Annotated in this window: 12 protein-coding genes; 2 read left to right on the forward strand and 10 right to left on the reverse strand. The window is 30.2% G+C overall.

What is annotated here, in order from left to right:
• Nucleotides 1-181 precede the first annotated feature (181 nt).
• Nucleotides 182-1,174, forward strand: coding sequence for an ornithine cyclodeaminase family protein (locus HMPREF1983_RS02110; RefSeq protein ID WP_021752638.1), 993 nt, complete (start codon nt 182-184; stop codon nt 1,172-1,174).
• 95 nt (nt 1,175-1,269) lie between these two features.
• Here HMPREF1983_RS02110 and mnmA read toward each other — a convergent pair whose 3' ends face one another.
• The 6 genes from mnmA to tsaE form a co-directional block, all read right to left on the reverse strand.
• Entirely contained in the window at nt 1,270-2,382 is a 1,113-nt protein-coding gene (mnmA, locus tag HMPREF1983_RS02115; RefSeq protein WP_021752639.1) for a tRNA 2-thiouridine(34) synthase MnmA, read from the reverse strand.
• A complete protein-coding gene (locus HMPREF1983_RS02120; RefSeq protein ID WP_021752640.1) occupies nt 2,379-3,503 on the reverse strand; it encodes a cysteine desulfurase family protein in 1,125 nt (374 codons plus the stop codon). Before HMPREF1983_RS02120 ends, mnmA begins: the two co-directional genes overlap by 4 nt.
• Nucleotides 3,504-3,708: 205 nt before the next feature.
• Nucleotides 3,709-4,731, reverse strand: a complete 1,023-nt coding sequence (tsaD, locus tag HMPREF1983_RS02125; RefSeq protein WP_021752641.1) for a tRNA (adenosine(37)-N6)-threonylcarbamoyltransferase complex transferase subunit TsaD — start codon at nt 4,729-4,731, stop codon at nt 3,709-3,711.
• A complete protein-coding gene (rimI, locus tag HMPREF1983_RS02130; protein ID WP_021752642.1) occupies nt 4,718-5,170 on the reverse strand; it encodes a ribosomal protein S18-alanine N-acetyltransferase in 453 nt (150 codons plus the stop codon). Before rimI ends, tsaD begins: the two co-directional genes overlap by 14 nt.
• Nucleotides 5,154-5,831, reverse strand: coding sequence for a tRNA (adenosine(37)-N6)-threonylcarbamoyltransferase complex dimerization subunit type 1 TsaB (tsaB, locus tag HMPREF1983_RS02135; protein ID WP_021752643.1), 678 nt, complete (start codon nt 5,829-5,831; stop codon nt 5,154-5,156). The genes rimI and tsaB overlap by 17 nt, the downstream gene beginning before the upstream one ends.
• On the reverse strand, nt 5,819-6,280 hold the full coding sequence (gene tsaE / locus HMPREF1983_RS02140; protein WP_021752644.1) for a tRNA (adenosine(37)-N6)-threonylcarbamoyltransferase complex ATPase subunit type 1 TsaE: 462 nt from the start codon (nt 6,278-6,280) through the stop codon (nt 5,819-5,821). The genes tsaB and tsaE overlap by 13 nt, the downstream gene beginning before the upstream one ends.
• A gap of 325 nt (nt 6,281-6,605) precedes the next feature.
• Here tsaE and HMPREF1983_RS02145 point away from each other — a divergent pair, with 325 nt between their 5' ends.
• A complete protein-coding gene (locus HMPREF1983_RS02145) occupies nt 6,606-7,151 on the forward strand; it encodes a thermonuclease family protein (protein ID WP_021752645.1) in 546 nt (181 codons plus the stop codon).
• 64 nt (nt 7,152-7,215) lie between these two features.
• Here HMPREF1983_RS02145 and HMPREF1983_RS02150 read toward each other — a convergent pair whose 3' ends face one another.
• The 4 genes from HMPREF1983_RS02150 to HMPREF1983_RS02165 form a co-directional block, all read right to left on the reverse strand.
• The gene (locus HMPREF1983_RS02150) at nt 7,216-8,595 is read right to left on the reverse strand and encodes an amino acid permease (protein WP_021752646.1); all 1,380 of its coding nucleotides are present in this window, start codon (nt 8,593-8,595) and stop codon (nt 7,216-7,218) included.
• 181 nt (nt 8,596-8,776) lie between these two features.
• A complete protein-coding gene (gene ald, locus HMPREF1983_RS02155; RefSeq protein ID WP_021752647.1) occupies nt 8,777-9,892 on the reverse strand; it encodes an alanine dehydrogenase in 1,116 nt (371 codons plus the stop codon).
• A 616-nt stretch (nt 9,893-10,508) separates the two neighbouring features.
• Nucleotides 10,509-11,948: a leucyl aminopeptidase gene (locus tag HMPREF1983_RS02160; protein ID WP_021752648.1), complete on the reverse strand. Its 1,440-nt coding sequence runs from the start codon at nt 11,946-11,948 to the stop codon at nt 10,509-10,511.
• Between the two features lie 23 nt (nt 11,949-11,971).
• Nucleotides 11,972-13,375 (reverse strand): protoporphyrinogen/coproporphyrinogen oxidase, encoded by a 1,404-nt coding sequence (locus HMPREF1983_RS02165; protein ID WP_021752649.1) that lies wholly within the window; start codon nt 13,373-13,375, stop codon nt 11,972-11,974.
• Between the last annotated feature and the right edge of the window lie 6 nt (nt 13,376-13,381).

Genomic DNA, 13,381 nt, shown 5'->3' on the forward strand with positions numbered 1-13,381 from the left:
TATATTTTACTTTTAACATATTATATATACTTAAAAAAACTTATTTGTATTACTTTTCTATTCGCAACAAATTGTATTTAATATAAAATTTTTGCTAAATAAAATTATACTATTGACCTAAAGGTTATTTCAGTATATATTTAATTTATATAAAGTATAAAATTCAGTTAGGAGTTTTAATATGATTATTTTAACAAAAGAAGATATTAAAAAATGTATAACAATGAAAGAGGCAATTGAAATTAATAAAGAAGCACTTAAAAATTATTCAAATAAAAATGCAATCGTCCCGTTAAGAACAAATTTAAACATTGATAAATATAACGGACAAGCTCTTTTTATGCCTGCCAGTATTAGTGGAAAAAACGATTCTCTCGGTATAAAAATCGTATCTGTTTATCCTGATAACGTAAAAAATAATCTCCCTTCCGTTCCTGCAATAATGCTTGTTTTTGATTCAAAAACCGGTATTATCTCCGGTCTTTTAGATGGCACTTACTTAACACAACTACGTACGGCTGCATTACAAGGAGCGGCTACAGACTTACTTGCTAAAAAAAATAGTAGAATTGCTGCATTAATCGGAACAGGTGGACAAGCATATGAACAAGCACACGCTATGCTTACCGTTAGAAAACTGGATGAACTTCGTGTTGTCGGTCGAAATTTTGAAAAAACTAAAAAATTTGTTGAATTAATTAATAATGACTTCAAACAATTTAACACTAAAATAATTGCATTAGAAAATTCAAATACTGCAATTACTGATGCTGATATTATAACTACAGTAACTACCTCTACTACACCTACTTTTAATTCAGATTTTGTGAAACTTGGTACTCATATAAACGGTATTGGTTCTTACACCCCTGAAATGATTGAACTTCCTACAAAAATAATAACCCAAGCTGATAAAATTTTCTTTGATACAAATAATGGAGTATTAAACGAAGCCGGAGATATTTTATTGGCTTTAAAAGAAAAAATGATTAATAAGTCATCTTTTACCGGTGAGTTAGGAGAATTGATTTCAAAAAAAGTTAACGGTAGAGAAAATAATGACGAAATCACACTCTTTAAATCTGTAGGTAGTGCCGTTTTGGATGTAGCTACCTCTGAAGCAATAATAAAAAAAGCAGCAAAAATTGGTATAGGAAACTGTATAAAAATATAGAATTTGCTCAAAAAGATAGAATATGTATTAAAAAACTAGCTTCCTAAACCTATTTAGGAGGCTAGTTTATAAATTATTCTCTTTTCTGTTTTGCATTACACCTGTAATCTTTTCCCGTTTTTATATACCTCATCAATTGTTGCACCACCTAAACAAACATCTCCATCATAAAAGACTACAGCTTGCCCCGGTGTCACCGCTCTTACAGGCTCTTTATATGTTACTTTAACCTTTCCGTCTTCCAATACTTCAACATCAACAGCGGTATCTTGCTGACGATAACGGAATTTTGCCGTACAGCTAAAGTTTTTTGGTAGTTCTTCTTTAGTTGTAAATGATAACCCGCTAGCGAACAAACTATCTGAATACAAATATTCATTATGAAAACCTTGGCAAACATATAGTATATTATTTTCCAAATCTTTTCCACAAGCAAACCATGCTTCTCCATCTGTATCCTTTGTTCCACCGATACCTAACCCATGACGTTGACCTATAGTATAATACATAAGTCCTGCATGTTCTCCACGAATATTACCATCAAGATCAATCATTTTCCCACTTTTAGCCGGTAAATATTGTGATAAAAATGTTTTAAAGTTCTTCTCACCAATAAAACAAATTCCGGTTGAATCTTTTTTCTTCGCAGTAGCAAGTCCTGCTGCTTCGGCAATTTTTCTAACTTCTTTTTTTTCAAGTTCTCCTACAGGAAATAATATATTTTTTATTTGATGTTGTTTTAACTGCGATAAGAAATAAGTTTGATCTTTATTACTGTCAACACCACGAAGCAACAATCGTTCACCATTTTTATCTTGTAGACGTGCATAATGACCGGTTGCCACATAATCAGCACCTAAGTCTTCAGCATACTCTAAAAAAACCTTAAACTTAATTTCTTTATTACACATAATATCAGGATTAGGAGTACGTCCTTTTTTATACTCATCTAAAAAGTACGTAAACACCTTATCCCAATATTCTTTTTCGAAATTTATTGAGTAGTATGGTATTTCTAATTGCTCACATACCTTTATCACATCCTTATAATCTTTTTCTGCAACACAAACACCATGGTCATCTTTTTCTTCCCAGTTTTTCATAAAAACTCCGGTAACTTCGTAACCTTGTTGTTTTAGAAGGTATGCTGTAACTGATGAATCAACACCACCACTCATACCAACAACTACTTTTTTTCCGTTCATCATTTATTCCTTTCTTTAATTTTTCGTTCAAGATGTACTATTTTGTTGATAACATTATCTATCATTTTTTTATCAACGTCAAAACCCACACTTATTCTGACAGAATGAGCCGCACGCTCTATATTATACATCTTCGTAATTATTTTACTACCTTTAATATTACCGGAACTACACGCCGAACCGCCGGAAATATATACTTCATTTGCATCAAGATAAGTAATCAAACGTTGTGATTCAATATTTTTAAAATAAATATTTAATATATTTGGTAATGAATATTCTATTGACCCATTTACTTCAAATTCTACATTGTTTTTTTCTAATTTTTCAATAAAATAATTTTTTAAATCTCTTAAGTATTGAACGGTCTTTAAAGTTTCATCAATACTATCCGCTAGTGTTAATGCACCTAAGACGTCACTGGTTCCTGAGCGTAAACCGTTTTCTTGCCCGCCTCCTAAAATAAAAGGCTCTACTACACCGTTTTTAGCATATAAAAAACCGAAATTATTTAACGCACCTATTTTATGTGCAGATACCGAAGCAAAATCCACCCCTAAATCTTTTACATCAATTTCAATTTTAGCAAATGCTTGAACAATATCACTATGCAATAAAATATTTTTACCCGATATTAATTTTGAAATTTCTTTAATTGGGTTTAGAACACCTGTTTCATTATTCGCAAACATAATAGAAATAAGCACAGTATTATCCGTTATTTTATCTTCCAGTTCTTCTAAACTAACCATACCATTTTTCCCAACACTTAGTTCATGAACGACAAAACCATATTGTTCTAAATGTCTGGCACTAGCTTTTACCGATGGATGCTCTATTTCAGAAATAATAATCTCCCCACTTTTAAAACGGTTAAAAACATGATTAAATACAGTATTATTACTTTCTGTCCCTCCGGAAGTAAAAATAATTTCCTCCGGTTGTGCGTTGATTGAAGATGCTATTTTTTGCTGTGCTTCTTTTTTTAATTTTGCATTTTTTTTCCCTAAGGTATGGCTACTGCTAGGATTAGCATAAATTTCCTTTAATAATTTTAAATTTTTTTCTATTATATCAAAATGTTTTTTTGATGTGGCTGCATAGTCTAAATATATATTCTCCATAACATCCGCCTCCTAATATCTATCCACCCCATTGTAACATAAATAAAGGTCAAATAAAATCAAAACTACTTTTAATTTATCTCTCTGTTTTTTAGAGATAAAGTTTCAACAAAATTATTACAATGGCTTTTAATAAAATATTTCACTAATTCACTCTTCCATATAGTTATTTTATTTTTAATATAATATAACTAAAATTTATTTTCTACTTTCTTACCTCTTCCAAGTCTAATGTTGATCTTGCATTTAATGTTAATGGGTCTGCAAATAGTTTATATTTGTAATAGTAATATCCTACCGCTCCTATCATCGCTGCATTATCACTGCAATAACTCATCTTAGGTATTAATACTTCTACTCCTAATTCTTTCTCTAGTTTTAAAACTTGCAAGCGTAATTCACTATTGCCGGCGACACCTCCTGCAAGTATTAACTGTTTTACGTCGAAATTTTCTATCGCTTTTCTCGTTTTTGTGATAAGGACATCAACCACCGCTGTTTGAAAACTACATGCCAAGTCTGCAAAAACTATCTTATCCCCGCGTTGTTTGGCATTATGAACAAAGTTTATTACAGCAGACTTCATTCCCGAAAAACTAAAATTGTAATCATCACTATCAATCATTGCACGTGGAAATTTATATTTATCTTCTCCAAACTTCGCCAACTTATCTACTTTTGGACCTCCCGGATATTCTAAATTTAATTGGCGAGCAACTTTGTCGTAGGCTTCTCCTACCGCATCATCGTGAGTAGATCCGATAATTTCAAAATCAAGCACATCTTTTAAATAAACAAGTTCTGTATGCCCACCACTAACAACAAGTGCTAATGATGGATAAGAAATATTATTATCAATATTACTCGCATAAATATGTCCGGCAATATGATGTGCTCCAATTAACGGTTTATCAAGAGTATAACTCAATGTTTTAGCAACATTAACGCCTACTAAAAGTGAACCAATTAATCCCGGCCCTTGCGTCACACAAATAGCATCTATTTCATCTAAAATTACTTCCGCTTCTTCTAATGCTTCTTCAACTATTTGGATTATAACCTCTATATGCTGACGACTGGCAATTTCAGGGACAACACCACCAAACTGTTTATGTGTATCTATTTGGGAACTTACAATATTGGACAAAACTTCCTTACCATTTCTTACAACAGCAACACTCGTTTCATCACAACTGGTTTCTATCGCTAATATATTAATATCTTTCATTGCTAAAATCCCTTACCATTATATAAGCGTTTTCACCATTATTTTTATAATAATTTTTTCTCATATCAATCGTCTGAAACCCTGCTTTTTCATAAACAGTAATGGCAGGCATATTGCTAACTCTCACCTCTATTAGAGCTTTTTTAACACCTTTTAATTTCATAAATTGCATTACATATGTAAAAAAGATTTGTCCTAATTTTTTGTTTCTATGTGGTTTATCAATAACAATTTTATTGATTTGATACTCATCGGCAACCAGCCATCCCCCACAAAAACCGATTATTTCGTCATCATTAAACAAGCCGAAATACTCCGAATTTTCATGTTCCAATTCTGTTTTAAACATACTTTTTGTCCACGCATCATCAAAATTATCAACATCTATTTTTGATAATACATCTAAATTTTTTATATCTACCTTATTTACTTTTATCATTTTTTAATTCCCTCTCTGCCTCTGTTTTTCTTAAATACTGTGGTGTCATATTAAAACAATCACTTTTTTCCAAATAATCATATATTTTTAATATATCTACTGCTTTTATATCATTAGTATTAATCGATATCAATGTATTATTCAATAATTTCTCTGATAATTTTTCTACATCTTTTCCCACGTATATAGTAGGTATATCTTGTGATAAAATAAAGTCATTTAATTCAACAAGTGTATAATAACTCTCTTCCAATACCTCTACTAAATCATCACCTTCACGTTTATATATAGCTCCAAAAACACTATCACGCCTTGCATCAATAATGGGCACAATCAGTTTATTGCTTTCATATTCAACCAATGCTTGTAACTTCAAACTGGAAATAACTTTAATCGGTATCTTTAGTGTATAAGAAAACGTCTTACAAACAGCAGCGACAACTCGTATAGCTGTGTAAGAACCCGGCCCTTTACTTGATATTATTTCCGTTAAATCCTTTTTGGTTACATCCGCCATATTTAAACATCTATCTATTTCTGCTAAGATAATTGATGATAAATTATTAGAGCATGATATATTTCTTTCTGCCAACACTTTATTATTTTTAAGACACGCTACCGAAAGAAAACTATTTGATGCCTCCACTACTAAACTGACCATTCTTCTTTTATCCTTTCTACTATACGATTGTGATACTCATCGTCACTAAAAATAGTAATAACACGGTCATCTCCGTGCAATGTTATATTAAATACTAAACGCTCCATAGGAAGATATTCTTCAATAAACTCCCCCCATTCGATAATACAAATATTATTCTCGTAAAAAATTTCCTCAAATCCCAAATCTTCACTACTATTTTCCAGCCGATACGCATCAATATGATATAAATTTCCTTTATTTGATTTATACTCTTTCATTATATTGAACGTTGGTGAGTTAACGACTTGTTTCACACCTAAATTCTGTGCTAAATATTTCGTAAATGTAGTTTTTCCGGCAGCTAAATCCCCATTAAGCATAAGTAACAATTTATTATCTATGCTATCAGCCACTATATGAGCTAAACGCTCCGTATCATGTAAATTTTTTATAGTTATTTCCAACATAATATGTCCTTTAATAAGTTTTTTACAAATTTTAATATACTATCTTATTTCACTACCATTAAATTAAAAAATTCTTAACTTCTATATTTATGGTTAAAGAAGTAGAGTGCTAAAACATTTTACAGGGAAGATATTATAAAATAATTTTTTATTCTTTATAAATCAAGATAAAATTAACCAGTTTATTATATTTAACACCATTACTCTGTGAAAAAAGAAATTCATTTTTCTAATATCTTCTATAATATCATATTTACCATTTTATTCCAATTATAACATTGATTTTATATATAAAAGTGATACAATAGCATTGAGGGGGATAACTATGAACAAAAAAATTTTTATTATCTGTATCGGAATATTCTCGACTATATTTTTAATATTATTCTTTATATTTAATACTCATTTTCAAGAAAAATATAATAAACAAATAATAAATGATGTAGAAGTAAAGGGAGATACTACTAAATATAAAGTTAACTTCGTTGAAAAAATTGACGGTGATACTATCGTCGTGCGATTTAATAAGAAAAATTTAAAAGTAAGATATTTACTTATAGATACACCTGAAACCGTAAAACGTGGCGTCGCTGTTCAACCATATGGGCCTGAAGCCAGTGAATTAAATGAAAAATTACTAAAAAATGCACAAAATATAGAAATAGAGTTTGATGTTTATCAAAAGGAAGATAAATACCATCGTGCATTATGTTATGTCTATGCAGACGGAAAATCAATTCAAGAAGAATTGCTATTATCAGGACTAGCAGAAATAAAATATGTAAAAGCACCGGACACACGATACTTAAACAAATTTAAAAAAGCACAAAATATTGCAAAAAGCAACAAACGAAATTTATGGAGTAACTAATAATTATCTGAAAACGTAAAAATCAGGCTGATAGTATTATCAGCCCGATTTTTCTACGATTTTTCTATTCATCTTTTAACTTACTATTTCTATACGAGAAAGTAAAGTATACTATCATTCCAATTACTACCCAAACTATAAAAATAATCCATGTTTTCAATGTTACACTATATAATAATGCTACAAATAGAATTATTGATACTGCCGGTAAAATCGGCATGCCCGGAACTCTAAATCCACGTTTCAAATTAGGATATTTTTTATAGAACACGATAGTTGTATAACTTACTAATGCAAACGCAATAATAGATGCAACATTAGCTAAGTCTGCTAATTGCCCTAAAGGCAAGAACCCTGCTAATAATGCTGTTAATATACCTAATCCCCAAGTTAAAGTACTTGGTACTTTATTTTTATTAACTTTTGTTAAAGATTTAGGTAGTAAACCATCACGTGCTATTGTATAAGTAATACGAATACCTGCATAAATAAATGATAAAATACCTGCCATAAGTCCGATAACAGCACCTAACGATACTATACCGGCTACTTTGTGTTGACCTACAGTTTCAAGAACAAAGGCAAGTGCATCCCCAGTTCCCAATTCAGTATAAGGTACTACTCCGGTTAAAACTAAACATACCAAAATATAAAATGCTGTACATACTATCATAGTAATAATAATTGCTTTAGGTAAAGATTTTTCAGGATGAATTGCTTCTTCTGCTGAAGTAGAAATGGCATCAAATCCTAAATAAGCAAAAAATACTGTTGTTGCTGCTAACATTACTCCAGAAAAACCTGTTGGAGCAAAATTATCTGTCCAGTGAGTAGGCTCTACATAAAATGAACCAACGATAACAAATAATATTACAATACCCACTTTAGCAGCAACCATTAAATTATTCACCATTTTACTGCTGGATGTACCTTTAGATAGAATAAATGTTATTAATAAAACAATAATTACCGCGGGAATATTTCCATATCCACCGGCTGACGGCAATGTGTAGAACTCTTTAGGCATATTAACACCTAAACCTGCTAATAGACGTGAAAAGTAACTAGACCATCCGTTTGCCACCGTAGCAGATGTAAGAACATATCCTCCTATTAATACCCAACCTATTGCATATGCTACTATCTCTCCAACAGAAACATATAAATAAGTATAGGTACTTCCGCTTGACGGTATTGTAGAGGCTAACTCCGCATAACATAAAGCAGCTAAACAACATGCAAGCCCCGCTATTAAAAACGAGAATATTACCGCAGGTCCTGCTTCAGATGATGCTTTACCGGTTAATACTAATATCCCGGATCCAATAATAGCACCTATACCGAACAAAACTAAATCCAATGTTTTCATAGTAGGGGTTAAAGTCTTACTTTTAGATTCGGCTAAAATAGAATCAATTGATTTTTTCCTAAATACACTCATCATTTCCTCCTTAAATTATATAACAAATATTATCTACAATTAAATAATATCGTTATAGTATATCACAGTCATATACCATTTACCACAAATATTTACTCCCACCCTATTTAAAAGAAGTGGAAAAAAGGTACAAGTATTCTTTTTTCCACTTCCTAAACTACTTACTATTTTATTGTAATATTTTTTACAATGCTTTTTCTACCGGAGTATATTCGTATCCTAAATCATCAGCTACTGCTTTGAAAGTAACTTTTCCATTTGCTACGTTTATACCAGGTACTAATTCTGGGAATTTAACTACTGCATCTTTAACACCTAATTTAGCAATTAGTTTAACATATTTAGCAGTTGCATTACATAATGCATAAGTTGCTGTTTCAGCTACTGCTCCCGGAATATTCGCTACTGAATAGTGTAACACTCCTTCTTCTACAAAGATAGGGTTATCATGGCTTGTTGGACGTCCTTCAGTATATTCTGTTGTACCACCTTGGTCAATAGCTACGTCAACGATTACACCACCATCTGGCATATCTTTAATCATTTCTTTAGTTACAAGCTTAGGTGCTTTAGCTCCTGGGATTAATACTGTACTTACCACTAGATCAGCTGATTTAATAGCATTAGCAATATTTAATTTGTTAGAGTAAACAGTTTCAACTTTTCCGCCAAAGATGTGTGATAATTCTGTTAAACGATCCAAGTTAACATCTAACATAGTTACACGTGCACCAAGCCCAGATGCTGCTGTTGCTGCAGCTGTTCCAGCTACCCCTGCTCCGATTACTACTACATGTCCTGGTTGTACCCCCGGTACACCTTGTAATAATTTACCTTTTCCGCCTTGTACTTTAGACAAGAATCTTGTTCCTTCTTGAACAGCCATTCTCCCTGCGATTTCACTCATTGGTCTTAACAATGGTAGTGAACGTCCCACTTTTACAGTTTCAAATGCAATACCGATTGTTCCAGTATCTACCATAGCTTTTGTAAGTTCTGGATCTGCTGCTAAGTGTAAATAAGTATAGATAATAAGTCCTTTTCTGAAATATTTGTATTCAGAAGGAATAGGTTCTTTTACTTTATAGATTAAGTCTGATTTATTCCATACATCTTCTGCTTTATCTAATAAAACAGCCCCCACTTTTTCATACTCTTCATCTAAAATACCTGAAGCAATCCCTGCTCCTTTCTCTACATATACAGTGTGTCCATCTAATACTAATTCATGAACAACTCCTGGAATTGCAGACACTCTACTTTCGTTATTTTTTATTTCTGTTGGTACTCCGATAATCATTTCCCTTACCTCCTAATTTTTTTTCTGTATTTATATCTTATCACAAAAAAATACAAAATGAAAGCGTTTTTATATGAAAGTTTTTATGTAAATATTTTCCTTAAATACCGATGTGTTATAATAATTTGAATTTTTTATTATTTCCCTGCTATGATAGGATTTATATTTTATTTTTTCAAATGAATTTTTTGCCTTTTTTTGATTATTTTCTTTAAGAAAAGAATACAGAAAAACAGATTTTATATTTTCATAAAATAGCTATTTTGATAATATTTTATAATATTGGTATAATGTTTTTTAATAATTATTTTATTCCTAATATATAAATTTTATAATGTTTGATTTTTATAAGTCATAATGTGAGATTTATTCTCATCATATTTTTTTGTCTTTAAAATTTATGTAAATATTAATTTATTGTTATCATAAAATTTATTATTTTTATACATTATGCAGAAAATATATTATTTGCATTTTCATTTTTTCTATATTTTTATAGCACAACTTATTCTTATGTTTTATAACTTGAAAACTTTACGATTTATAGAAAATAAATGATTTATAAGCAAAAATGTTTTAATACCTTCTGCTTATAAATCATTATATCTTTCTATCATTATTTATTTAATAAATTAAATAACGTTTTTACATGAACACCTGTTGCTCCTTTTGGTAAATATCTTTCAGAATTTGATAAGTATGCTGTTCCTGCTATATCTAAATGAATCCACGGAATATCATTTGCTACAAAATTTTCTATAAAGAGTCCTGCTGTTATCGTTCCTCCTAATCTACCGCCGGTATTTTTCACATCAGCTACCGATGATTTATTTAATTTTCTAAAACTGTCATCTACAGGTAGTTGCCATACTCGTTCTCCTGCTTTTAATGAAGCAATTTTTAATTCATTAAAGAAATTATCGTTATTAGTAACTGCTCCGGTATAAAATTCCCCTAAAGCTATTAAACAAGCTCCGGTTAATGTTGCTAAATCTATTACTTTGTTTACTTTTAGTTTTTCAGTTGCATAATATACAGAATCTGCCAAAGTTATTCTTCCCTCTGCATCTGTATTAAGAACTTCTATTGTTTTTCCTGATAATGTTTCAACAATATCTCCGGGTTTATATGCACTTCCGGAAATCATATTTTCGCAAGCTCCAACTATTCCAATTACATTTGTTTTTAATTTTCTTTTTGCAATAAGGTGCATTGTCCCTATTACGGTTCCTGCCCCTCCCATATCACAGTGCATAATATCCATGCTATTAGCTGTCGGTTTTATTGAATAACCTCCACTATCATAAGTTACTCCTTTTCCTACCAATCCCATTACTTCATCGCTATCGGCATTGTTTAAATACTTCATTACAATAAATCGAGGTTTTCTAGCGGATGCACGACCTACAGCTAAAAGTCCTTTTAAGCCTATCTCTTCACATTGCTTTTCGTCATATACCTCTACCGTTACTCCCAGTGGTTCCAATTTTTCAACAACTATATTTGCCAATGTTTCCGGATATAAATACTCCGCTCTTTCATTAACTAAATCTCTTGAGAAAAATATCGCCTCCATAGTGTCTTGTGCTTCATTTATATCTTTTTCTAATGTAGTTATTAATTCTTCTGTTGAAATATTTATTGTTAATACCGGTAATTCTTCCCTATCACTTTTATACTTATCGAAATTATAAATAGCATGTATACTTCCTTCAACCGCAGCTTTTACTACAAAGTTGCCTGTTAAATGATCTATTTTTGGTATTTGTATATTAACTTCATATTCTTTTACTTTTAATAAATTTTTTACCAATTTAAAAAATGCTTCTCTTATTTCATCTTCAGTTAATTCTTTGAATTTTCCTAAACCTAATAAAATTTCTTTTTCTCCATTATACGGCAAATTATTAAATATTTCATTTAACTTCCCTGAGAATAATTCTTTTCCTTTTGTATAATCTAATAACTCGCTGTTATATTCCTTATCCTCAAATACAGGTGTTACTTTTACTCCGCTTTTATCGGTTGTATTAAATTTTATTTTTTCTATATTCATTTTTTATATTCCTTTCGTTTATCTTATTTTTTCAATATTTCTTTTGCAGTTTCTTTTGCTTCTAATATTGTATTTTCGAGATTGGTGGCTTTTTTTGATGCACCTATTATATATAGATTCGGATATTTTTCTTTCATATAGTCAACAAAACCGTTAATTTTCTTATTATACTTTCCATTACAATATCTGTAATTATCTTCTAATCTATTAACATAATATCTTTCCGGTTTCCCTACAAAACCGTGAACCATTTGAATTTCTTTTTCTATTAATTCTTTTATCTGTTCATCTGTTTTTTCAAATAATTCATTAACTTTATTTTGCCGATTAATATAAGCTCTTACTATTTGTATTCCGCTCATTTTTATATCTATCCACTCGTTACTAACATACTCCAACTTCGTCACATAATTACCGGTATTTTTTGGAAAAATTATCTCTCCTATTTCTCTATTTATATGTAAATCCTCTCTTTTATAAACAAAAGTTACTACTATGTTAGATACATACTTTATAGTGGCAAAAAATTGTTCTACCACTTTATCTCCATTAAACCATGGCAAAAAATTGTTATGATTTAAAGCTAATACTACATAATCATATTGATAAATACTTCCATTGGAATGAACTAAATATTTATTATCTATTTTTTCTATTTTTTCTATTTTTTCTATTTTCCTATTAAATTCTAAAAATACTCTATCCGAAAAATTTGACTCTAATGTTTCTACAAAAGACTTTAAAGTGAATTTTAACCTATATTTGCTTCCTATACTAATATTATCAGTAACATTCTTATTATACATATCTTCTAGCACTTCGTTAATATATTCTTTTTGAATAGTTAAAAACGAAAGTTCCGGCATTAAACTTACCATATTCTGATTAGAAACATCACTTCCATAATGACTTGTTAGTAAAGGCTCTATAAGATTATGATATATTTTAGAATTAATATTAGAAGTAAAAAATCGTTTTACCGTCATATTTTTTATATTTTCTTCTTCCATTGTTTTGTGCATATTATAAGCAATAGATAATTTTTCTTTAAAATCGAATAAATCTGAAAATAACAATTCTCTTTTTTCCAACGGATAACCATAGAGCATTTTCTCAGGAAGGTATTTTACTCCCTCTTTTGTAAAGAAAACTTTTTTAGTGTTACTACTTTCTATTAAATATCTATGAAGTCCAAGCTCAATCATTAAGTAAAATAATATACCTTGTCCATATATTGCATTATGCCAACCGTTATCATAGATTTCTTGCCCATATTGAAATTTTCCAAATCTATTTTTGGCAAATTCTAAATCTTTCTCAATAATATCAATATTATATTTTTTTGAATTAATACTTGAAAATTTATCAAGAAAGTATGCACAGCTTACTCCGGATAAATCTCCCCCAATGATTGCTATATTCTTCATGATTTC

This window comes from Gemella bergeri ATCC 700627, assembly GCF_000469465.1.
Lineage (GTDB): Bacteria > Bacillota > Bacilli > Staphylococcales > Gemellaceae > Gemella > Gemella bergeri.